The organism is Desulfomicrobium salsuginis (genome assembly GCF_054657795.1).
Genome location: NZ_BAAHYA010000001.1, coordinates 509,883 through 532,522, shown reverse-complemented (window position 1 = coordinate 532,522; position 22,640 = coordinate 509,883). Strand labels below are relative to the sequence as shown.

General features: G+C 64.9%; 22 protein-coding genes and 1 tRNA gene. 16 read left to right on the top strand and 7 right to left on the bottom strand.

The features are described 5' to 3' along the window. Positions 1–55 precede the first annotated feature (55 nt). The 5 genes from infB to ACYQ3G_RS02295 form a co-directional block, all read right to left on the bottom strand. Entirely contained in the window at positions 56–2,926 is a 2,871-nt protein-coding gene (gene infB, locus ACYQ3G_RS02315) for a translation initiation factor IF-2 (protein WP_459821999.1), read from the bottom strand. Further along, entirely contained in the window at positions 2,916–3,125 is a 210-nt protein-coding gene (locus ACYQ3G_RS02310; protein ID WP_084435429.1) for a YlxR family protein, read from the bottom strand. Before ACYQ3G_RS02310 ends, infB begins: the two co-directional genes overlap by 11 nt. Positions 3,126–3,174: 49 nt before the next feature. Then, positions 3,175–4,491 carry a transcription termination factor NusA gene (gene nusA, locus ACYQ3G_RS02305; RefSeq protein WP_459821997.1) on the bottom strand — a complete coding sequence of 439 codons (1,317 nt, stop codon included), beginning with the start codon at positions 4,489–4,491 and terminating at the stop codon, positions 3,175–3,177. A gap of 48 nt (positions 4,492–4,539) precedes the next feature. After that, positions 4,540–5,028 (bottom strand): ribosome maturation factor RimP, encoded by a 489-nt coding sequence (locus tag ACYQ3G_RS02300; protein ID WP_169725541.1) that lies wholly within the window; start codon positions 5,026–5,028, stop codon positions 4,540–4,542. A 91-nt stretch (positions 5,029–5,119) separates the two neighbouring features. Further along, a tRNA-Gly gene (locus ACYQ3G_RS02295) sits at positions 5,120–5,194 on the bottom strand. Positions 5,195–5,329: 135 nt separating this feature from the next. On the opposite strand from ACYQ3G_RS02295, the gene flgF reads away from it, so the two are divergent. The 11 genes from flgF to fliW all read left to right on the top strand — a co-directional run bounded on the left by flgF (position 5,330) and on the right by fliW (position 15,573). Further along, on the top strand, positions 5,330–6,106 hold the full coding sequence (gene flgF, locus ACYQ3G_RS02290; RefSeq protein ID WP_459821995.1) for a flagellar basal-body rod protein FlgF: 777 nt from the start codon (positions 5,330–5,332) through the stop codon (positions 6,104–6,106). A 73-nt stretch (positions 6,107–6,179) separates the two neighbouring features. Next, complete coding sequence (flgG, locus tag ACYQ3G_RS02285) at positions 6,180–6,962, top strand: flagellar basal-body rod protein FlgG (protein WP_028577036.1); 783 nt, start codon at positions 6,180–6,182, stop codon at positions 6,960–6,962. A 3-nt stretch (positions 6,963–6,965) separates the two neighbouring features. Further along, positions 6,966–7,916 (top strand): flagellar basal body P-ring formation chaperone FlgA, encoded by a 951-nt coding sequence (gene flgA, locus ACYQ3G_RS02280; protein ID WP_459821992.1) that lies wholly within the window; start codon positions 6,966–6,968, stop codon positions 7,914–7,916. Positions 7,917–7,929: 13 nt separating this feature from the next. Next, a complete protein-coding gene (locus ACYQ3G_RS02275; RefSeq protein ID WP_028577034.1) occupies positions 7,930–8,616 on the top strand; it encodes a flagellar basal body L-ring protein FlgH in 687 nt (228 codons plus the stop codon). Next, entirely contained in the window at positions 8,600–9,715 is a 1,116-nt protein-coding gene (locus ACYQ3G_RS02270; protein WP_459821990.1) for a flagellar basal body P-ring protein FlgI, read from the top strand. Before ACYQ3G_RS02275 ends, ACYQ3G_RS02270 begins: the two co-directional genes overlap by 17 nt. 13 nt (positions 9,716–9,728) lie before the next feature. Beyond that, positions 9,729–10,331, top strand: coding sequence for a rod-binding protein (locus ACYQ3G_RS02265; RefSeq protein WP_459821988.1), 603 nt, complete (start codon positions 9,729–9,731; stop codon positions 10,329–10,331). Positions 10,332–10,527: 196 nt separating this feature from the next. After that, a complete protein-coding gene (gene flgN / locus ACYQ3G_RS02260; RefSeq protein WP_459821986.1) occupies positions 10,528–11,001 on the top strand; it encodes a flagellar export chaperone FlgN in 474 nt (157 codons plus the stop codon). After that, positions 11,002–13,092, top strand: a complete 2,091-nt coding sequence (gene flgK, locus ACYQ3G_RS02255; RefSeq protein WP_459821984.1) for a flagellar hook-associated protein FlgK — start codon at positions 11,002–11,004, stop codon at positions 13,090–13,092. Between the two features lie 10 nt (positions 13,093–13,102). Continuing rightward, positions 13,103–14,878, top strand: coding sequence for a flagellar hook-associated protein FlgL (gene flgL, locus ACYQ3G_RS02250; RefSeq protein ID WP_459821982.1), 1,776 nt, complete (start codon positions 13,103–13,105; stop codon positions 14,876–14,878). 9 nt (positions 14,879–14,887) lie between these two features. Next, on the top strand, positions 14,888–15,127 hold the full coding sequence (csrA, locus tag ACYQ3G_RS02245) for a carbon storage regulator CsrA (protein ID WP_028577029.1): 240 nt from the start codon (positions 14,888–14,890) through the stop codon (positions 15,125–15,127). Continuing rightward, positions 15,103–15,573, top strand: a complete 471-nt coding sequence (gene fliW, locus ACYQ3G_RS02240; protein WP_028577028.1) for a flagellar assembly protein FliW — start codon at positions 15,103–15,105, stop codon at positions 15,571–15,573. The genes csrA and fliW overlap by 25 nt, the downstream gene beginning before the upstream one ends. Positions 15,574–15,636: 63 nt before the next feature. Here fliW and flgM read toward each other — a convergent pair whose 3' ends face one another. After that, on the bottom strand, positions 15,637–15,942 hold the full coding sequence (gene flgM, locus ACYQ3G_RS02235; RefSeq protein WP_459821979.1) for a flagellar biosynthesis anti-sigma factor FlgM: 306 nt from the start codon (positions 15,940–15,942) through the stop codon (positions 15,637–15,639). 79 nt (positions 15,943–16,021) lie between these two features. Beyond that, complete coding sequence (locus ACYQ3G_RS02230; RefSeq protein ID WP_459821977.1) at positions 16,022–16,438, bottom strand: DVU0524 family FlgM-associated protein; 417 nt, start codon at positions 16,436–16,438, stop codon at positions 16,022–16,024. A gap of 166 nt (positions 16,439–16,604) precedes the next feature. Here ACYQ3G_RS02230 and ACYQ3G_RS02225 point away from each other — a divergent pair, with 166 nt between their 5' ends. From ACYQ3G_RS02225 to gatB, 5 genes are read left to right on the top strand one after another with little or no spacing between them, the layout of a single operon-like run. Beyond that, a complete protein-coding gene (locus tag ACYQ3G_RS02225) occupies positions 16,605–17,453 on the top strand; it encodes an NAD(+)/NADH kinase (RefSeq protein WP_459821975.1) in 849 nt (282 codons plus the stop codon). Next, a complete protein-coding gene (locus tag ACYQ3G_RS02220; protein ID WP_459821973.1) occupies positions 17,454–19,223 on the top strand; it encodes an ARMT1-like domain-containing protein in 1,770 nt (589 codons plus the stop codon). It begins immediately after the preceding gene. Further along, positions 19,220–20,371, top strand: coding sequence for a murein transglycosylase A (mltA, locus tag ACYQ3G_RS02215; RefSeq protein ID WP_459821971.1), 1,152 nt, complete (start codon positions 19,220–19,222; stop codon positions 20,369–20,371). Before ACYQ3G_RS02220 ends, mltA begins: the two co-directional genes overlap by 4 nt. After that, positions 20,368–21,018 (top strand): DUF4254 domain-containing protein, encoded by a 651-nt coding sequence (locus ACYQ3G_RS02210; RefSeq protein WP_459821969.1) that lies wholly within the window; start codon positions 20,368–20,370, stop codon positions 21,016–21,018. Before mltA ends, ACYQ3G_RS02210 begins: the two co-directional genes overlap by 4 nt. Positions 21,019–21,033: 15 nt before the next feature. Beyond that, the gene (gatB, locus tag ACYQ3G_RS02205; protein WP_459821967.1) at positions 21,034–22,464 is read left to right on the top strand and encodes an Asp-tRNA(Asn)/Glu-tRNA(Gln) amidotransferase subunit GatB; all 1,431 of its coding nucleotides are present in this window, start codon (positions 21,034–21,036) and stop codon (positions 22,462–22,464) included. Positions 22,465–22,640 lie beyond the last annotated feature (176 nt).

Below are 22,640 nucleotides of genomic sequence, written 5' to 3'. Positions count from 1 at the left end.
GTCATTCCCGCGAAGGCGGGAATCCATGCCTTTTGTTCACGTTTTGCGTCCTCGCCTAGATGGTCCGGGCTTCCTCGACCAGTTCGAAGGCCTCGATGATGTCGCCGACCTTGATGTCGTTGAAGTTCTCCAGGGCCGCACCGCAGTCGTAGCCCTTGGTCACTTCCTTGGCGTCGTCCTTGAAGCGCTTCAGGGAAGACAGCTTGCCGGTGTAGATGACCACGCCGCTGCGCAGCAGGCGGATGCCGGCGTTGCGCATGAGCTTGCCGTCGCTGACCATGCAGCCGGCGATGTTGCCGATCTTGGGCACGCTGAAGACCTGCTGCACGTCGGCCTGGCCGAGGTACACTTCCTTGATGTCGGGCGAGAGCATGCCGGACATGGCCGCCTTGATGTCATCCACCAGCTTGTAGATGATGTCGTAGAAGCGGATGTCGACCTTCTCCTGCTCGGCCACTTCCTTGATCTTGGCCGTGGGCCGGATGTTGAAGCCGATGATGATGGCGTTGGAGGCCGAGGCCAGCAGGATGTCGGATTCGGTGATCGCACCGGCACCGCCATGGACGATGCCGATCTTGACCTCGTCCGTGGACAGCTTGCGCAGCGCCTCGGAGATGGCCTCCAGGGAACCCTGCACGTCGGCCTTGAGGAGCAGGTTCAGGTTCTGGGCCTCTTCGCCGGCCTTGGAGGCCAGGAAGCTTTCCAGAGTGACCTTGGATTCCTTGGCCAGTTCGCGGTCGCGGTGCTTGACGCGGCGGTCCTCGGCGATCTTGCGGGCGACCTTCTCGTCCTTGACGATGACGAACTCGTCGCCGGCTTCGGGGATGGCCTCGAAGCCCTGGATCTCGGTCGGGATGGCCGGTCCGGCGGACTTGATCTGGTTGCCCTGGTCGTCGAACATGGCGCGGACCTTGCCGCTGATCAGGCCGCAGACGAAGGCGTCGCCCTGGTTGATCTGGCCTTCCTGGATGAGGACCGTGCCCACGGGGCCGCGTCCCTTGTCCAGCTTGGCCTCGACCACGTGACCGCGGCCGGGCTTGTCCGGGTTGGCCTTGAGGTCGAGGACTTCGGCCTGCAGAAGGATGAGTTCGAGCAGTTCGTCCAGGCCCTGGCGCTTCTTGGCGGAAACGTGGGCGTAGATGGTCTCGCCGCCCCAGTCCTCGGGCATGAGGCCCAGGTCGGACAGCTCGCGCTTGACGCGGTCGGGGTCGGCCCCTTCCTTGTCCATCTTGTTCACGGCCACGACGATGGGCACGCCGGCGGCCTTGGAGTGGCTCACGGCCTCGCGGGTCTGCTCCATGACGCCGTCGTCGGCGGCCACGACCAGAACGACGATGTCCGTGACCTTGGCGCCGCGGGCGCGCATGGTGGTGAAGGCTTCATGGCCCGGCGTGTCTAGGAAGACCACTTCGCCGCGCGGCGTGTTGACGTGGTACGCGCCGATGTGCTGGGTGATGCCGCCGGCTTCGCCCGAGGCCACGCTCGTGGAGCGGATGGCGTCCAGGAGCGAGGTTTTGCCGTGGTCGACGTGGCCCATGATGGTCACCACGGGCGGACGCGGCTTCAGATCCTCGGCCTTGTCGGCCTCCTTTGGCAGCAGGAATTCGTCTTCGGAGAAGCCGACCTTCTCCACCTCGTACTTGAACTCGGCCGCCAGCAGCAGCGCGGTCTCGAAATCCAGCGACTGGTTGATGGTCGCCATGACGCCCATGGAGAAGAGCTTCTTGATCAGGTCCTGGGCCTTGATGCCCATCTGATGCGCCAGGTCCGTCAGCCGGATGGTGTCCTCGACGCGGATCTTGCGCTTGGACGCCTTCAGCGGCTGGGTGATCTGCTGCTGAGCGCGGGCTCCGCCGGCCCTGCGGGCCTCGGCGCGCTGGGCCTTCTTGCCCTTGCTCAGGTTGAACTCCTCCTTGCGGTACAGATCCTCGGCCTCCACGGTGCGACGACCCTTCTTCTTGCCGCGGGCATTGCGCGCGGCTTCGCCTTCGGGCGCGGGGCGGGGGGCGCCGGTGTCACCAGGGCCCATGGGACGGGGACCGGGACCGCCGGGGCGCGGGCCCGCGGGACCGGCAGGACGCTGGCCGGGTCCGCCCGGACGCTGGCCGGGTCCGCCCGGACGCTGGCCGGCGGGGCCCATGGGGCGCTGTGCGGCAGGGCCCATGGGGCGCGCGGCCGGACCCATGGGTCTGACGGGCGGCTGGCCTTCGGGGCGGGTGTCGGGAAATTCGACGATGGTCGGGCGGGAAATGACCTTGACCGCGACGGTCGGCGGAGCCGGCTTGGGCTTCTTGCCTTTCTTGCGGCCCTTTTTGGCCTCGTCATCGCCTTCGGCGGCTGTATCCGCAGTGGCTTCGGCCGTTTCGTCGCCCCCGTCCCCTGCGTCTTCCTCGGCTGCCGTCTCTTCGACGGCGACGGGCTGCGCAGGGGCTTCGGCGGTCACGGGCTCTGCCGGTGCTTCGGGTGCCTCGGCGGCCGCTACGGTCTCGGGCGCTGCCGGGGCAGCCTCTTCCGCGGCTTCCGGCGCGACCGGTTCCGGGGTGATGATGCGGGCCGGCGTGATGACCACGGCGCGGGCGGACTTGCGAGTTCTCGGCTTTTCAGCGGCTGCTTCGGGAGCGGCCTCGCCGGCTTCGGCCTCGGTTTCCGTTTCGCCGGCCGTGGCTTCGGCCGCGGAGGGGGCTTCGACAGCCGCGGCCCTGTGGCGCTTGCGTACGATGACTCCCGAGGTGGCGCGCGTCTCGACGACCTGCGGCTCGGCGGACCTGTTTCGGTGGTGGCTGCGCACCTGATCGGCCTCTTCATCGGTCAGGCTGCTCATGTGGCTCTTGGCCGGAATCCTGAGCTCCCGCAATATCGTCATCAAATCCTTGCTGGAGATATCAAGCTCCGTGGCCAGATCCCTCACGCGCAATCTAATGGACATTCCCAACCCCCTTGCATTTCTTCTGCCAGCCCTTGAATCGCTCGAATCTGTTCCGGCACGCCGCATCGCGGCAAAGATAAAATCCCCGTCCCGGCAGTTTTCCGGTGCTGTCAGCGGTCAGAGTGAGCTCTCCGTGAACAGGGCAGACAAATCTCAGCAGTTCGTCCTTGTAAAAACGCTGCCTGCAGACGACGCACATGCGCATCGGCCGATGGCCGCTTCGGGCCGGCGCGTCCACAGGTTCCATCCTATTCCTCTTCCCCGGCCTCGGCCTGCTCACCGCCGGCGTCTTCCGCCGGCTCTTGCGCGACCGTTTCCGGCTCCTCTTCCTTGTTCTGGCTGATGAGCAGGTTCAGGGCCGCGCGCAGGTTGCCGATGTTTTCCTCGTCGATGCCCTGGATGTCGAAGAGCTGCTCGTTGGTGCAGGCGGCGATGGCTTCGAGGGAGTCGAAGCCCGCCTCGAAGAAGTCGGCCACGGAGACCTGGGCCGCGCTGGCCAACTGCTCCAGGAGCTGCCGGTTCTTGTGCACCTTGTTGAAGCGGGTGTTGGTGAAGATGTCGATCTTCCAGCCCAGCAGCTTGGCGGCCAGCTTGACGTTCTGGCCCTTCTTGCCGATGGCCGGGGTCAGCTGGTCTTCGGGCACCACGACCTCCAGGGACTTCTCCTCGTCGTCGATGGCGATCTTGGAGATGCGCGCCGGGGACAGGGCATTGGCCGCGTAGGTGGCGATGTCCGGGCTCCAGAGCACGATGTCGATGCGCTCGCCGCGCAGTTCCTGCACGATGTTGTGGATGCGCGAGCCGCGGATGCCGACGCAGGCGCCGACCGGGTCCACGTTGGAGTCCTGGGACAGGACCGTGACCTTGGCGCGCAGGCCCGGGTCGCGGGCCACGCCCATGATGTTGACCGTTCCGTCGGCCACTTCGGGCACCTCGCGGCGGAAGAGGGCGACCATGTATTCGGAGTCGGAGCGGGTGATGATGATCTGCGGCCCGCGGCCTTCCTTGCGCACGTCGATGATCAGGCCCTCGACGCGGTCTCCCTGGCGGAAGCGCTCGCGCGGGATCTGCTTGTCCTTGGGCAGCAGGGCCTCGGTGCGGCCGAGGTTGATGATCCAGCCCGAACGGTCGCGGCGCTGGATGATGCCGCTGACGATCTCGCCCTTGCGGTTCTTGTATTCCTCGTAAATGATTTCCTGCTCGGCGTCGCGCATGCGCTGGATGATGACCTGCTTGGCGCTCTGGGCGGCGATGCGCCCCAGGTCCTCGACCTGCAGGCGGAATCCGATGGCGTCGTCAAGCTCGACGTTGGGGTCGTGCTTGATGGCGTCGGCCATGATGATCTCGGTGTCGGGATCCTCGACCTCCTCGACCACGATCTTGAACTGGTAGACTTCGATCTCGCCGGTCTCCTCGTTGAAGGTGACCTCGATATCCATCTTGTCGCCATACTTCTTGGTCACGGAGGCCCGAATGGCTTCTTCCAGGGTGTCGATCAGCATCTCCCGGTCGATGCCCTTGTCCTTGCTGATCTGATCGATGGCTTTCTTGAGTTCCAAATTCATGAACGTCCTCCGTTCTGAGGGCGGAAACAACCGCCGCGTTCCGAAATATTATCGTTTTCCGGGCTTGCCCTGGTCGTGGTGTTCGTAGACGAGATTGATCTTGCCCACGTCCTCCCAGTTCAGTTCGAAGGTGTTCGCGCCGTCGGACAGGGTGAACAGGGGGGGACTTATGGCAAGCAGGCTGCCCTTGAAATTTTTTCTGCCCTCAAGGGGCTTGTCCAGGCGCAGACGCACCGTCTGGCCGATGTAGGCGGTCATCTGCTCCAGCGAGAAGAACGGGCGTTCCAGGCCGGGCGAGGAGACCTCCAGGGTGAACGCCCCGGGGATGATGTCCTCGACGTCCAGGGCCAGGCTCAGGTGGCGGCTGATGTCGGCGCACTCTTCGATGCCCACGCCCTGGGCGGAGTCGAGGTAGACGCGCACGATCTTGTGGCGTCCGCCGGCTCCGAAGAGCAGGTCGATACCCCAGATCTCGAGGTCCCGCGCCAGACATAGGGGCGTGACCAGTTCCAGAAGCCTTGCGTGAATTTCGTTCATGTCCATAATTGCCTGCCGGAAAAAAAAAGGTGGACCACGAAAAGGCCCACCCCCATCAGCTACCGAATATCAGTATGACCACATACAGGAGTGGAGCGGGTGACGAGGGTCGAACTCGCAACTCCAAGCTTGGGAAGCTTGTACTCTGCCATTGAGCTACACCCGCTCTGCAACCGTTTCCCTTGCATGACTGGGGGGATGGCCGTCAAGTGTTTTTTTCCCGCGCCGTTTCCCCGCGGCATCCCGGCTTTGGCTCACTGGCCTGGTATGTGCAAGAAGCCTCGTGCCGAGGAGGATTCCCATGCAAGAAAGCAGCTACAGCGCCGTGTTCGGGGCCCTGACCCAGCAACACAGGCTTGATACCATCGCCAATAATTTGGCGAACGTGAACACCACGGGCTTCAAGGCGGACAAACTCTCGTTCCGGGACACGTTCCGCCGTTACGCCCACGACCTGTTGGACCCCAACACCAGCCTGCGCGACCGGGTGCCGTGGCCCCAGGGCAACGTCCTGGCCCAGCCCAGGATCGCCGAGCAGGTCATAGACTTGTCCCAGGGGACCATGCGCAGCACGGGCAACCCTCTGGATCTGGCCATCGCCGGTGACGGCTTTTTCCGAGTCCAGACGCCGGAAGGGGAATTTTTGACCCGCCAGGGCGTCTACCACCGCTCAAGCGAAGGTTACATCGTGGACGGCCACGGCAATCGGCTCCTGGGCGAGGGCGGTCCGCTGCAGATCCCCGAGGACGGCACGGTGCTCATCGATTCGAGCGGCCAGCTGTCCGTGAACGGGGAGGCGGTGGATATCATCTCCCTGGTCCGGGTCGAGGATCCCCGCGCGCTGGAAAAGGTCGGCAACTCCATGCTGCGCGTTCGGCCCGACGCGGGCGTTCAACCCGTTCCGGCCGAGGGCGCGACGGTGGAGCAAGGGTTCCTGGAGAGCGCCAACGTCGAGGTGGTCTCGGAGATGGTCAACATGATCGAGGCCCTGCGGGCCTTCGAGGCCTATCAGAAGATGATCAGCGGGACCTTCGAGCAGGACAAGAAGGCCATCGCCGAAGTGGGCGCGCCGAGATAATCATTATGGATGCAGGCTGCGTCGCCCGGTTCGGGCGTCCGGTCGCGGCGCACCGCGCCGCAAGGAGAAGGATATGATTCGAGCCTTATGGACCAGCGCTTCGGGCATGATCGCCCAGCAGCTCAGCCTGGACGTCACCTCCAACAACCTGGCCAACGTCAATACCACGGGCTTCAAGAAGAACAGGGCCGAGTTCGAGGATCTCATGTACCAGAACATGAAGATCGCCGGCGCGACCACTCAGGACGGCAACCAGCTGCCTGTGGGCATGCAGGTGGGCATGGGCGTGCGCCCCGTGTCCGTGCACAAGATCTTCACCCAGGGCGATTTCCAGAACACGGGCAACCAGCTCGATCTGGTCATCGAGGGCGAAGGGTTCTTCCGTGTCGATCGCAACGGTGAAGAGCACTACACCAGAAACGGCGCCTTCAAGCTCGACAGCGACGGCCGCATCGTGACCGACAACGGGCACCCCCTGCAGCCCGAGTTCGTCGTGCCGCCCGAGACCCAGAACATCGTCATCACCGAGGACGGACATCTGACCTGCGTGGACAAGGCGGGCGCGGAGATCGCGGCCACGGACATCCCCGTCTACACCTTCATCAACCCCGCCGGCCTCAAGGCCGTGGGCCGCAATCTCTACGTCCAGACCGACGGTTCGGGCGAGGCGGTGGAGAGCGTGCCCGGCGAGAACAACGCCGGCACCCTGGCCCAGGGGTTTCTGGAGATGTCCAACGTGGAGATCGTCGAGGAGATGGTCAACATGATCGTCGGGCAGCGCGCCTACGAGGCCAACTCCAAGTCCATCTCCACGGCCGACTCCCTGCTGCAGATCGCCAATCAGCTGAAGAGGTAGGGAATGCGTCTTTTCGTCATCCTGCTCACGCTCCTGTTCATTCCCGGCTTGGCCTTGTCCCAGGACAGGCTGGTCGTGGCGGAAGCCGTGTGCGTGGACGGGGAGGCCATCGCCCTGCGCGACCTGGCCAAGGCCGAGGGCCTGCGGGCCGAGGCCGTGCTGGCCGGGGTCGGGGACACCCCCCTGCTGGCCGCGCCGCGGTTTCCAGGCGCGCGGGCCAACCTGAGCGGGCCGCGGCTGCGCGAGCTCATCGAGCAGCGTCTGGGGCCGGGATTGCCGCCCATCACGGTTCCGGATCAGGTGCAGGTCCAGCGCGGGGGGCAGGTCGTCAGTGGCCGGAGCCTCATTCCCGGAATCGACAAAATTTTGACGACTGCCCTGGCCGGCTACGAAGGGGAGGTCGAGATCCGCGAGCACCGCATCGCCGACTACCTCTTCCTCAAGGACAAGACGCCCGTCCAGATGCGCGTCGTGCCCGTCGCGACGCCGGCCCCGGGCCGCATCAGCCTGCGGCTCGAAGCCGTGGACGAGGGCGGGCGTGTGGTGGAGAGCTTCACGGGCACGGTGTTCGCCGATGTCTGGAAGACCGTCCCCTGCGCGGCCCGGGTCCTGAACCGGGGCGACGTGCTGGAGGCCGGGCTGGTCGGTTTCGCGCGCAAGAATCTGGCCTACATGGCCCGGCCGCCCTGGGACGGGCGCGGGCTGCCCCTGCGCATGACCGCGCCCGTGGGCGAGGGGCAGGTCATTTCGGCCGAGGCCGTGGAGCCCATCCCGGTCGTGGCCAAGGGTCAGGTTCTGACCCTGGTCTACGAGGGGGAATCCCTGAAGCTGACCGTGCCGGTGGAGAGCCTCGAGGACGGGGGCATCGGCAGCACCATAAAGGTCCGGAACATGCAAAGCCGCCGGGTGGTGGCCGCACGGATCATCGACGCGGAAACGGCCCTGGTGCCGTAGTCCGGGAGGAAACATGCACAGACTGACGTACCTTTTCATAGCCGTTCTGGCCCTGGCCGGATGCCGGGCCACGAGTCGGCCGCCCATGCCCGCGGCCATCGTCACGCCTCCGCCACAGGAACGGGCGGACCCGGCGACCAACCCGGGCTCCCTCTACGACCCCGACGGCGCGACGTCGCTCTTCGCCGACGCCCGCGCCCGCAGGGTCGGCGACGTGGTGCTCATCAAGGTCGTGGAGACGACCCTGGCCAAAAACAAGGCCACGACCACGGCCGACAGGGCCAACAACGTGGACCTGGGCGTCAGCGCATATCTCGGGAAGGACAAGCTGCCGCTCATCCCCGGCGCGACGGTCGGCGCGGATTCCCTGGTCAAGGCCGACTCCTCCAGCAAATTCGAAGGCGACGGCGAGACCAAGCGCGAAAGCACCATCAGCACCACCGTGGCGGCGCGGGTTTCCCGCGTTCTGGGCGGCGGTCTCATGGAGGTCGTCGGCGCGAGGGAGACGAGAGTCAACGGCGAGACGCAGATCGTCGTGGTCCAGGGCGTGGTCCGGGACCGCGACATCGACGCCGACAACACCATCAAATCCACCAGCATGGCCGAAGCCCGCATCGAACTCTACGGCGAGGGCATCCTGGCCGAAAAGCAACGCCCAGGGTGGCTCGCAAGGATACTCGACAATGTGTGGCCCTTCTAGCCTTCGCGCCGGCCTGGTCCGGTTCGTCATCATCGTGGTCCTGGCGGTTCTCTGCGGTCCCGCCTACGGCGCCCGCCTCAAGGACATCGCCACCTTCGGGGGCGTGCGCTCCAACGATCTGGTCGGCTACGGCCTGGTGGTCGGCCTGCCCGGCACCGGCGACAAGAGCGGGTCCCGGTTCACGGTGCAGTCCATGGCCAACATGCTGGAGGGTATGGGCGTAAAGGTCGACCGTTCAGCCCTCAAGCCCAAGAACGTGGCCGCGGTCATGGTCACGGTCAAGATGCCCGCCTCGTCCCGGCCCGGGTCGCGCCTCGACGCCACGGTCTCCTCCGTGGGCGACGCGGCGTCACTGTTGGGCGGCGTGCTCCTGCTGACCCCCCTCAAGGGCGTCGACGGCAACGTCTACGCCCTGTGCCAGGGCCCCCTGGCCGTGGGCGGGTTTTCCGCCAGCGGCGAGGCGGCCTCGGCCACCAAGAACATCACCACCGTGGGACGCATCCCCGGCGGAGCGGTGGTGGAGCGCAGCGTGCCCTTTTCGTTCAACGAGCAGGCCGAGGTGGCCATCCAGCTCGGCGTGGAGGATTTCTCCACGGCCAAGCAGGTCACGGACACCCTGAACCGCGCCATGGGCGGGCAGTACGCCGCGGCGCAGGACGCGTCCACGGTCCGCCTGCAGGTTCCGCCGAAGTACCAGGGCAACATCGTGGCCCTCATGGCTTCCCTGGAAAATCTGGAGGTCCGTCCCGACACCCGGGCCAAGGTCGTGGTCGACGAGAAGACCGGCACCGTGGTCCTCGGGTCCAACGTCACCTTGTCGAAGGTGGCCGTGTCCCACGGCAACCTGAACGTCATCGTGTCCGAACAGCCGCAGGTTTCCCAGCCGGGGGCCTTCGCCCAGGGCCGCACCGTGGTCACGCCGTCCACGCAGGTCGGGGTGCGGGAGGAGCAGCGCCGCCTCATCCTCATGGACGGGGCGTCCATCCAGGAACTTGTCGACGGCCTCAACGCCATCGGGGCCACGCCGCGCGACCTCATTTCCATCCTGAGAACCATGAAGTCGGCCGGATCGCTGCACGCCGACCTCGAGGTCCTCTAACACGGGAGACGACATGAGCGAATTCCTCACACCCACGGCCCTGCCTGCCCAGGAAGGCGGCCAAAGCCTGCAGAACCGCCTGCGCGAGCTGCGCTCCCATCTCGAACCCGGCGACAAGGGCCAGGACGAGGCCAAGCTCCGCAAGGCCTGCCAGGATTTCGAGGCCGTGTTCATCGGGCAGATCTGGAAGCAGATGCGCTCCTCGGTGCCCAAGGACGGCATGCTCCACTCCAAGGAGGAGGAGAGCTACCTGTCCATGTTCGACCAGGAACTCTCGGTCAAGATGTCCCGCAGCGGCGGCATCGGCCTTTCGGACATGCTGTACGAGAACCTCTCGCAGCGTCTCGTCAACGCCAGTCGCGACACGGACTCCGCCAAGCCCTTGAAGCCCCTGGACCACAAGGCCCTTTCGAAGCTCCAGGCCGAGGCCCGCGTTCAGGACGTCCCGGCCGGAACCCTGGCCGCCATGACCGCCCAGCGCCAGGCCGAGCAGCTGGCCCGGAGCATCGAGAAGGCGAACGGTCCGGCCCCTGCGGAGCCGCCCGTGGCCAAGGCGTCCTCAGAACTCGAGGAAGCCTTGCGCGTGGTACGCATGGACCTGGAGAACGGCGACTGAGGAGCCGGAAATTCTTGCCGGGAAGGAGGGGGGCGCTCCGTCCCGCATGGCAGGAAACCGGCCGTGACGCCCCTCTGACGGTTCGCATCGCCCCGGTGGTCGGAAATTTGCACAGTCGTGGAAGAGGCCCCAGGCGGCGGGCAGGTCTTTCCTGCCCTACCCGAAGCAAAGTCCGTATTTTCGAAGGAAGTTCACCATGCGACAGATCACACTCGGCAGTCTCATTCGTCAGGCCAGGGGCACGGAGCTTCTCTGTCAGCTTCTGCGGGAAGAGCACGCGCTCCTGCGCGCGGGGCAGCCCGATGCGGTGGCGGGGCTGGAGATGTCCATTCAGGAGCTTATCCGGCAGTTGGTCCGCGAGCGCGAGTCCCTTGCCGATGCCCTGCAGCGGGCGGGTTTCGCCAAGCTCGGGCCCTTTCTGGATGGACTCGGCGAAGCCGAGCGGCGGGTTTTCGAGACGTGGCGCGCCAAAATCATCGCCGACGAACAGGAAAGCGCCCGCCAGGCCACGGTCAACGCTGATCTGGCCATGGCCCTGTGGAAGCAGAGCGGTTCGCTGCTGAGCCACTTCCAGAATCAGGTCGCCCCGAAAGAGCGCAACACCTACACCGCCAAGGGGACTTGGCACGACCGCTCGGCCACGGCCACCTTGCTGCGCGGGAGGTTCTAAATGGCCGGCATCGGCTCCATGCTCGAAATAGGGAAGAAGTCCCTGTTCGCCAACCAGGCGGCCATCGAGGTCGTCGGCAACAACATTTCAAACGCCAACACCCCCGGCTACAGCCGTCAGGCCGTGCGCCTGGAAGACGGCATGTACATCAGCTCGTCGCCCGGGCAACTCGGCACGGGTGTCAACGCCGTGGAGGTCGTCCGCTATTTCGACGAGTTCATCGAGGCGCAGTACTTGGACAAGAGTTCGGATGAAGCGCGTTGGCAGACCCTCTACGAGAACCTGAAGAATGTGGAGATGGTCCTGAACGAGTCGAGCACCGATGGCGTCAATTCCGCGCTGGCGGCGTTCTGGGCAGATTGGCAGACCCTGGCGGCCAATCCCGAGGACACGAGTGCCAGGTCGGCCCTGCTGGGCCACGCCGCCAACCTGGTCAGCGCCGTGCAGTCCGTGCAGGGCGATCTGCAACGCCTGCAGGACGGGGCCGATGACGTCATCTCCGCCGAAGTCACCGCCATCAACAAGCTTCTGACCGGCATCGCCGAGCTCAACCGGCAGATCACCGTCACCGAGGAGACGGGCAAGAACAACGCCAACGGCCTGCGCGACGAGCGCACGCAGCTCATCCGGCAGCTCGCCGAGAAGATGGACATCAACGTCATCGACAACGGCCTGGGCAACCTGACCATCACCACCACGGCCGGGCACACCCTGGTGGACGGGCCCAACTCCTTCCGTCTGGCCTTCGAGGCGCCCCAGACCATTGCGAACCTGAAGTCGGGTTCATCTTTCAAGGGTTCGATTGCCTATGATGGCGAGAGTGCTACGGAATACACGGTGAAGATCGTTTCCCAGGTTGGCTCCGTGGTGAAGTATGAGGTCTACGTCGATGGCGGGAAGACCCTTCTCAAGGACGAGAGCGGCAACTCCGAGTTTACCGCGAGCAAGGACGGCATTCTCATGCCCGACGGCCGCGGGGTCCTGAAGTTCGACATTGGCACGGGGACAAGCCTCCAGGCTGGCGACACGTTTCAGGTGCTCCCCAACAAGTCCCTGTTCTGGTACGAAACCTCCTCGTCCAAGGTGAACATCACGCCACAGGTCCAGAGCAACGGGCTGGATAACGAGCGCCGACTCACGGGCGGCAGCCTGGCCGGGTATTTCCAGTTCCGCGACGCGGGCATCGGCGGGTACCTGGAAAAGCTCGACGCCTTTGCCGAGAGCCTGTCCTGGGAGGTGAACCGGATTCATTCCCAAGGTACGGGGACGGAGCGGTTCGAGAACGTGATCGGCAGTTTCGGTGTCGGATCAACGAGCGCAGCGCTGGGGAGCGCGGCCGGGCTGGTGTTTGGCGACAAGCTTGCGGCCGGGAACCTCGTCATCAGCGTTTACGATGAACAGACCGGACAGCTCGTGCAATCTTCCCCGCTGGATTTCGATTTTGATGCGACGAATTTGGAGGTTAAGAATTTCAGCACGGCCAATTCGCTGCAGGATGTCGTGAAAGCAGTGAATGCCGCTTTCCCTTCCGGAACCGTTACGGCCGACATCATCGATGGACACCTGCAAATCAAAGCCAAGGACGGCTACGATTTCGCCTTCGGCTCCGACTCGACGGGCCTTTTGGCCGCCCTGGGCATCAACACCTTTTTCGAGGGTGCAAACGCGGGCGATTTGGCAATCAACTCGACCATCCTCGGCAACATCGCCTACATCAACACCGGACATGTCAACGGCGCCGGCGAGATGAACGAGGGCGACAACACCACGGCCAAGGCCATCGCCGCGCTGCAGTCCGCCTCCGTGCCCACGCGCACCCAGTCCGAAGGCACCACGCGCCAGACCCTGGGGGAATATTATTCCACCATCGTGGCCAAGGCCGGCTCCGACACCCAGAGCGCCAAGTTCAACTACGAGTACAACGAGGCCCTGGCCACGGACCTTCTGTCCCGTCAGGAAGCCGTTTCAGGCGTGAATCTGGACGAGGAAATGACCAACCTGATCAAGTTCCAGCACGCCTACACGGCGGCCGCGAAGCTGATCACCACGGCGGAATCCATGCTGCAGGTTCTGCTCGGGCTCAAGCAATAGGAGGCCGGCAATGCGCGTATCCCTTCGCAACCAGTACAGCAATTTTCTCTACAACCTGCAGAGCACCCAGTCCCGCCTGATGGAACTGAACATGCAGGCCTCCAGCCAGAAGCGCATCAACAAGCCTTCCGACGACCCCGTGGGCACGGCCAGGGTCCTCGACTACCGCAGCTCTCTGTCGGCCATCAACCAGTACCGCGCCAACATCGACACGGCCACTGGCTGGCTGAACCTGGCCGACGAGTCCATGCTCCAGTCCAGCGCCATCCTGACCAAGCTCAAGGGCCTGGCCGAGCAGGGGTCCACGGGCACCATGACGGCCTCGGACCGCGAAGCCACGGCCTACGAGGTCCGCCAGCTCTTCAGCCAGCTCGTCAACCTGGGCAACACCCGCTACGAGGGCAAGTCCATCTTCGGCGGCCAGAAGTTCGAGCAGAACGCCTTCGAGGAAGGGCTCATGGTCTATGACGAGGACGGCAAGAGCCTTGGGCTGGCCACAGGCGCCGCAAGCCGCAGCATCGTCGTGCAGTTTGTCGGAAACGAAGGCGACACGGCTACGGTGGGCGACGCTGCCATTGACTGCCGCTACTCCAGCGACGGCGGAAAGACCTGGACTACGGGCTCGGTGGGGGCGGACGGCGTCCTGGATATGGGCGGCGTCAGCCTCCAACTGCCCAAGGGCAGGGTCCTCGACCTTTCGCCCGAGACCAACACCAACCGGACAACCGGTTCCTGGCTGACCGTCGCGCCCACGGCCGTGTACAAGGGGGATCACGAGTCCCAGTCTGCGGTGGTGTATACAGCAGGCGGCCTCGACGTTGTGGCCGAGCCTCTTGGCGGGTTCGAGCGGGATGTTGATGTCGTCGTCGCGGCGTCGGGGACGGACTTGGCGATTACCGTTTCGGCCCAGGTCAACGGCTCTCCAGAGACTTGGACAACGACGATGCCGGACTCTCGACCCTTGCTGCTGGAAACGCCTTACGGCGCGGTACGCCTGTCAGGAACGAATCTTGTCGGAGCTGAGTTCACCGTGAAGTCCGGTTCGACGGGCGTGCTGCAGATGGGGGCGACGGTCAACGCGGAGGGAAGGGGGCTGTTCGGAGGCGACGTCATGGTCCGCGTCGACGAGGCCGCGACCATCGGGTCCGGCACGGCCTTCACCTATTCGTACAGCACCGACGGCGGCGTGAGCTGGTCCGGCGGTCACACCGCATCCAACCCCGCCGCGGGGGCGCCGGAGCTCCTCGTGCCGGGGGGCAAGCTCGTTCTTTCGGCAAGGGTCGGGACAACCGCCCTGGCCGAAGGGGCTCAGTTCGTCATCCACCCGCAGACGGCCGCCCACGAGGTCGAGATTTCGGCGGGCCAGTACGTGCAGCTCAACAACATCGGCTCCGAGGTCTTCGGCGGCTACTACGAGCACGGCACCCAGCCCGCCTTCGGCGATTCGGCCGGGGAGAAGAACATCTTCGTCGCCGTGGGCAAGCTCGTGGCGGCCCTGGAGAACAACGACCAGCAGGGCTGCGCCGAGGCCCTCAATAGCCTGAAGACATCCCAGGAACATTTCACCACCCAGTTGGCTTCCGTGGGCGCCCGGGAAAACAGGCTCGAGGTCGCCGACACGGTGCTCTCGGGCCTCAAGCTGAACGAGACCGAGCGCATGAGCAACATCGAGGATGTCGACCTGGCCACGCTCCTGACGGAACTGGCCAACCAGCAGATGTCCTACGAGACGGTTCTCAAATCCTCGTCCATGATCATGAAGATGAGCCTGGTCAACTACCTCTAGGAAGGGTTTATGCTCATACTCTCGCGTCGGCCCGGTGAAAGCGTGCATCTGGGCGACGACATCAAGATCACGATCCTGAGCATCAAGGGGCAGCAGATCAAGATCGGCCTCGACGTGCCCGAGCACATGCCCGTGTATCGTGAGGAGTTGTACCAGAAGGTGCAAAACCAGAACGCATCGGCCCTTGAACTCGACAACCACGACCTGATGATGGCGGCAGCACTATGGACAAGCACAGACAGACGATAAACACCCGCATCGGGTCCATCACGGTGTCCCTGGACAAGACTATCCGTTTTCCGCGTGGCCTCATCGGCTTCGAGTCCCTGCGGGAGTTCGCCCTGGTCGAGTTCAAGCCCGGCTCGCCGTTCCACTTCCTGCAGAGCATGGAGATGCCCGGCATGGGCATGATGCTGGCCGACCCGTTCTCCTTCCTGCCCGGCTACGAGATACGCCTGGCCTCGGTGGAGGAGCGCATCCTCCGCATCCGGAGCGTGAGCGACCTGTTCATCCTGGTCAGCGTCACGGTGCCCAAGGGAGACCCCGAAGGCTGCACCCTCAACCTGACGGGGCCCATCTGCGTCAACGTCCAGGAACGTCTGGGCCTGCAGTCCCCGCAGACGGACCTTCCCTATCCCTCGCGCGTGCTGCTGCGGGACTTGGACGGAGGGGACAGGCGCCTGGCCAACTCATAAGAAACAAGAAAAGCCCGACCGGCGGACCGGTCGGGCTTCTTCATTCCCTCTGACGACGCGGGTCTATCCCCAGACGTCGAGTTCCTGCCGCACAAGGCTGGCCGCGATGTCCTTGCCTTCGGGCTTGTATTCGCCGGCCTCGATCCTGGCCTTGAGGTCCGAGACCTTGTCGGCGCGCACCCCGTCGCTTTCCTGCGCCGTCTTGAAGGCCGCTGCCTTGAGGCGCCCCTCCTCGGAGATGGAGATGCGGTCGTTGGCGCCTTCCTGGTTTGCGGCCGCTTTCTGGGCTTCCTGGTGCTTCTGCTCCAGCTGCTCCAGGCGGTGCGATTCGTACCCGCTGACCTTGGTGGTGATGGTGTTGATGGTCATGTTCCGCTCCCTCCGGGTATCCCGGCTGCGCCGGCAGCGCCGGCCGCATCGGCGGTTTCCCGCCCGTGCATGAAAAATATCAGAGCATCGTCTCGTTGACCCTGCTCAGGGCGATCTCCCACAGCCGGCGCATGAAAACATCCTTCTGGCCGTTGGTCAATTCGCTGACGCCTTGTTCCGTCTTCTTCAGTACCTGAAGCCCGCTCCCGTCCGAAGGGTACCTGAAGACCATGTCCCCACCGAACTCGCTCATGAGCTGCTGCTTGATGTCCCGGACCACCGGGTTGGTGCTGTCCGAGCCGATGAGGTTGTCCACGATCTCCCGAGCGACCTTCTCCACGAGCTGGCGGCGCTTGGCTTCCTTGGAAATGGAAACGGAATCCCCCTGTCCGGCGCGGTCCATGTACTTCTTGAACCTGGCGATGCGTCGGCCGGTGTCTTGGTGCTGGTCATAGGTCCGCACCACGTTTTTGACGAGGAAGGGATTCACTGTCACGGGCTATACCTCTTACTTCTCCCTATCGGTTGTCATCGCGAGAACTTTAGGAAAATTCACAAAAATCAGGAACAAGAAATTCTCTTTGATTTCAGGCGGGACGACGCCGCTTAGCTTGGACAGGCTTTCCTTGAACACCCGTCGCCTTTTGCATACAGTCCCGCAAATGGGTAAAATCATCACCAAAATCGTCATCGTCCACAGCAGCGGAAACGAACTGGCCCACGGCATGGCCGGGCAGATCCGGGACTGGCTCTTCCACGAGGGCCGCTCGGCGCGCATCGTCGAGACGTCGCGCGAAGCGGCGCCCCCGGCCGAAACCTGGGCCGGCGCGGAAATGATCCTGACCCTGGGCGGCGACGGCACCCTCCTGGCCGTGGCCCGGGCCGTCCAGGACCTGAGCATTCCCATCCTGGGGCTGAACCTGGGCACGGTCGGCTTCCTGACGGAGATGTCGCCGACGGACTGGCGCGATTCCCTGACGGCCATCCTTCGCGGGGAGTACGACATGTCCCTGCGCCTGGTGATAAGCTTCCACGTCGTGCGGCGGGGCCAGGAGTTTTACAAGGGGTACGCCATCAACGACCTGGTCATCAGCTGCGGGAGCCTGGCGCGCATGATCCGCCTGGACATGTGGTACGGCAACGACCACCTCGGCACCGTCCGGGCCGACGGCATGATCGTTTCCACTCCCACCGGCTCGTCGGGCTATTCCATTTCCGCCGGCGGCCCCCTCATCTATCCGGAACTCAACGTCTTCGCCCTGACACCCATCTGCCCATTCCTGCACGCGTTCCGCCCCATGGTCCTGCCTTTCGAGAAGGACCTGCGCGTCCTGGTCCGCGACGCCGACGTCGACGTCTACCTGACCCAGGACGGCCAGACCGGCGTGGTGCTGGCGCCCGGCGACAACGTCATCGCCTCCAGGGCCGAGAAGCCGCTCAACCTGATCCGCCCCCTTCATTCCCACTACGCCCACAAACTCAAATCCAAAGGATTCGTGAGGGAGAGCTAGATGTCCAAGCTGCCCGACTTCTTTTCGGTCCGCGAGCTGCGCTACGGCCGCGACCCCTATCTCGACGCCTGGCTCCTTCATTTCATGACCGAGAACAACATCGAGCCCAGCGTCAACCCGGCCGAGAACGCCCAGCCCGAGCAGCTGCGCTTCATGGTCGACCTCGACGACGACCAGGTCTTCGTGCCCTGTTCGGATGAGATGTTCGAGAACCTGCTGCACACGCGCCTCTCGGATACCCTGCGGGCCGAGTACCGCGAAAAGTGGAGGATGCTGGTCCACCTGGTGCGCATCAACATCACGGACCGCTACACGCGGCGCAAGATATTTTCCCTGTCCCGGAACAAGATCCGTCAGGTGCTGCACGCGCCGTTTCTCATCCCGTCGCGGTTCCTGAAGCAGCTCCTGACCATCTTCATGGCCATGAGCGGCGTGCACGACCCCCAGCGCGCCGAAAAGAGGCTGGCCAACAAGCGCGCCGAGGATTTCATGGCCCGGCCGGCCATGAACCGCTGCCTGTACGCCTGCCCGGAAACCACCCTGGGCTGCACGTCCATCCAGAATCTGCGCTGGGAGCTCGACTTGCTGGAACTGGCCCGGCTGTGCCGGCTTTCGCTGCGCCCGGCGATCTGGGAAAGCCCCGGAGAGTTCACGGACAGCCCGGCCTTTTTCGACGACATCTGCGCCCCGTGGCCCGAATTCACCGAGGTCATGACCAGGGTCATGGGCCCCGGCGACGGCCGCAAGCCTCTCAAGATTCTCTTTCTTCCGGCCAGCAGCGGCGAAGTCGTCTTCGACCTGCGCTTTATCCGCGTCCTGCTGCGCCTCGGCCACAAGGTTATCCTGGCCCTGAAGGAGGGGTTCTGTCTCGACAGCCCCGTATTCTGGGACGTGGAGCACGACAGCGCCCTGGCCCGCGCCCTGGGTGAGACGCGTCTGGTGGAGAACAGCCGCATGAGCAAGAACGACCTCCTGCGCGCCCAGCGCGAGGACTCCCTCATCGTCATCTCCGACGGGACCCGCGAGCGCCTCAATCTGTGGCGCACCAGCGTGACCTTCGCCCGCGCCTGGAAGGAGGCCGACCTCGTCGTGGCCAAGGGCTTCGCCAACCACCGCCGCCTGGTGAAGAACTCGCACCTCTTCACGCGCGACGTCCTGTGCCTGTTCCGGGACGAGGACGGGCGCGACCGCGTCGTATTCAAGGAGAAGTCGCCCCGGGTGACGAAGATCACCGAGTCGCAGGTCGTGGCCCAGGCCGATTCCATCATCGCGCGCATGCGCAGCGCCCGCGGCATGGGCAAGCAGGTCATGTTCTACAGCGCCATCATCGGCAGCATCCCGGGCCAGACCAAGGTGGCCCTGCGCGTGGTCAACACCTTCGTCTCCCACCTGCGGGCCAAGCACGCCAACCTGATGATCATCAACCCGGCCGAGCACTTCATGGAAGGCATGGACGGCGACGACCTGATGTACATGTGGGAGCGGGTCCAGCGCAGCGGCTTCATCGACGTCTGGCGCTTCCAGACCGTGGCCGACATCGAGAACAGCTTCGAGCTCATGGGCGAGCCGGTCCCGGCCGAGTGGCACGGCAAGGACGCCACCTTTTCCACGGGCTGCACCAAGGAGATGAACATCGCTCTCGACATGCAGGACAAGCACCCCGAGATGCAGATCATCGGGCCCGACCCCAAGCGCTTCTTCCGGCGCATGGAATACGGCGTGGGCAAGTATTTCGACGCGCGCATCCCGGACAAGGGCCGCGGCCTGTGAGGCTTCTGGCGGCAGCCTTCGTCTTGGCGCTGCTGTGCGCCTGCGCGGCGCCGGGCAAGGCTCCGTCCCTGGTGGAGGCGCGGCCCGGCTCCGGGCTGGCCGCGCGTGTGGCCAATGCCGCCGCGGCCGACCCCGTGCCCATGGCCCAGGCGTTGCGGCGCTCCCTGGACTATGTCCGGACCAAGCCCCAGGGCGCGCAGGCCTTCGGACCCGGCGGTCCCGAATGCACGTGGGCGGGACTGGCGGCCTCCCTGGAGCACATGCTGGAAGTGCTGCCGCGCCTGGGAGGCGACCCCGGCCTGCTGGAGCGCGAGTTCGTCTGGCGCGAGGTGCGTCCCGAACCCCTCATGACGGGCTACTACGAGCCGGAGTTCGAGGGCACCCTGGAGCCTGACCCGCGCTTCCCGGTCCCCATTTACGGCCTGCCGGCGAACCTGCAGACCGTGGACCTCGGGGCGTTCCACCCGCGCTGGAAGGGGCAGAGCCTGACCTGCCGCGTGGAGGGGGGCAAGGTCCTGCCCCCGTTCACCCGCGAGGAGATCGACTCGCGCGGGGCGCTGGCCGGCGCGCAACCGCCCGTGGCCTGGACTCGCGACATCGTCGACGTCTACTTCCTGCAGGTGCAGGGCTCCGGGCGGCTGCGGCTGCCCGACGGGTCCGTGCGGCATATCCTTTATGCCGGGAAGAACGGGCATGAATATGTTTCGCTGGGCAAGGTCATGATCGACCGCGGGCTCGTTCCGAAGGAAGAGATGTCCATGCAGCGCATCCGGCAGTACCTGCGCGAGCATCCGGATGAGGTCACGGACTTGCTGAACACGAACCCGAGCTACGTCTTTTTCCGTATCGCCGACGACGGGCCCCTTGGCGCCATGGGCCGGGCGTTGACGCCGATGGTCAGCGTGGCTACAGATTCTGCCTTTCTGCCCCTGGGCAGCATCCTGGCCGTGGAGGCCGGGTTGCCGCAGCCGGGCGGCACGGCGGAGCCTACGGCCTTTCTCGGCTTGGCCCAGGACCGCGGCGGGGCCATCAAGGGCTCGCGCCTGGACCTTTTCTGCGGGGCGGGGGAGGGGGCCGAGTTTCTGGCCGGCCACCTGCAGGCCACAAGCCGCGTGTTTTTTCTGCTCAAAAAACAGGACGCACCATGACCATGACCCCTACGGCCCTCAAGGCCCTTCTGCGCGCCGCCATCTCGGCTCAGCTCGACCATGTGGCCCTCTGGCACCTCGAGGAGCCTGCGGCGGACATCCCGGTGCGGGACGGCGACGGCCTGGTGGAGCTGGTCCTGCGCCAGCACCTCAAGAATTTCCTGCTCTGGCACGTCGAAGACCGCGCCCGGCGCAAGGACGTGGACGACAGCGTCATCACCGCCTGCAAGCGCGAGATTGACGGGCTCAACCAGCAGCGCAACGACCTCATGGAGCAGGTCGACGCCTGGCTGGTGCGCGCCGTGTCCGCCTTCGAGGCCCAGCGGGACATCCACGAAGACCGTCGCCGCTACAACACCGAGACCCTCGGCGCGGCCCTGGACCGCCTGTCCATCCTGAGCCTCAAGATCTTTCACATGGGCGAGCAGACCGAGCGGGACGACGTGGACCCGTCGCACCTCGAACGCTGCCGGGAGAAGCTCGGCGTGCTCCGCGCCCAGCACGACGACCTGTCCCGCTCCGTCCTCGAAGTAGTGGACGAGTACGCAGGCGGCCTGAAGAGCCCCAAAGTCTATTTCCAGTGCAAAATGTATAACGATCCGGCCCTCAACCCGGAACTGTACGCCGCCAAGCCCGTCGCCGGCTGAAGCGAAGGAGTGCCCATGCGCGACTATGAAGTGGTCATCGGCCTGGAGGTTCATGCCCAGCTCAAGACCAACAGCAAGATATTCTGCTCCTGCTCGACCCAGTTCGGGGCCGGACCCAACGAGAACACCTGCCCCGTGTGCACGGGTATGCCCGGCATGCTGCCGGTGCTCAACGCCCGCGCCGTGGAATACGCCGTGAAGATGGCCCTGGCCGTGGACTGCGCGGTCAACCGCCGTTCCCTGTTCGCGCGCAAGAACTATTTCTACCCCGACCTGCCCATGGGCTACCAGATCTCCCAGTTCGAACTGCCCGTGGCCGAGCACGGGCACATCGACATCCACACGGAGAGCGGCGTGAAGCGCATCGGCATCACGCGCATCCACATGGAGAACGACGCGGGCAAGAACATCCACTCCCCTGCGGACAACGCCTCCTACGTGGACCTGAACCGCGCCGGCGTGCCGCTGATCGAGATCGTCAGTGAGCCGGACATGCGCTCAGCCGAGGAGGCCGTGGCCTACCTGAAGAGCCTGCGCGCCATCCTCGTCTACTTGGGCATTTGCGACGGCAACCTGGAAGAGGGGAGCTTTCGCTGCGACGCCAACGTGTCCATCCGGCCGCGCGGGCAGGAGGAGTTCGGGACGCGCGCGGAGCTCAAGAACATGAACTCCTTCCGCAACATCCAGCGCGCCATCGAATACGAGGTGGGCCGCCAGATCGACCTGGTCGAGGACGGCGAGGCCATCGTCCAGGAGACGCGCCTCTTCGACGCGGCCAAGGGCGTGACCCGTTCCATGCGCGGCAAGGAGGAGGCCCACGACTACCGCTACTTCCCGGACCCGGACCTGCTGCCGCTGGTCATCGACCCGGACCGGATGGAGGCCTGGCGCGCCGAACTACCCGAACTGCCCGCGGCCCGCTGCCGTCGCTACCAGGAGACCTTGGGCCTGCCCGAGTACGACGCCCTGGTCCTGACCGCTGAAAAGGAAGTGGCCGATTATTTCGAGGCCACCCTGGAGACGTACTCAGAGCCCAAGAAACTTTCCAACTGGGTCATGGGTGAGGTCATGCGCGAGCTGAACGACCGCGGCGCGACCCTGACGGACTGCAAGGTGCGGCCGTCCGAGTTGGCCGCGCTGGTCAGGCTGGTGGACGACGGCGTCATCAGCGGCACCATCGCCAAGAACGTGTTCAAGGAACTCTTCGAGACGGGCGGCGACCCCGAAGCCCACGTCAAGGCCAAGGGCCTGGTGCAGATCTCCGACACGTCGGCCATCGAGGGGCTGGTGGACGAGGTCCTGGCCGAGAACCCGGCCGAGGTGGAGCGCTACCGGGGCGGCGACAGGAAGCTGACGGGCTTCTTCGTCGGCCAGGTCATGAAGAAGTCCAGGGGCAAGGCCAACCCGGGGCTGGTCAACCAGCTGCTGGCGAAAAAACTCGGTTAGGCTAAAGCGCCAGATCTCGCAAAAACCAAACGGGCGGCCCAAGGGTCGCCCGTTTGCGTTGTGAACGGAAGGATACTGCAAACGGCCTGAGATATCATGAGAAGTCATCCCCGCGAAGGCGGGGATCCATGCCTTTTTTCGGAATGCTGAAAACACTGGATCCCCGCCTTCGCGGG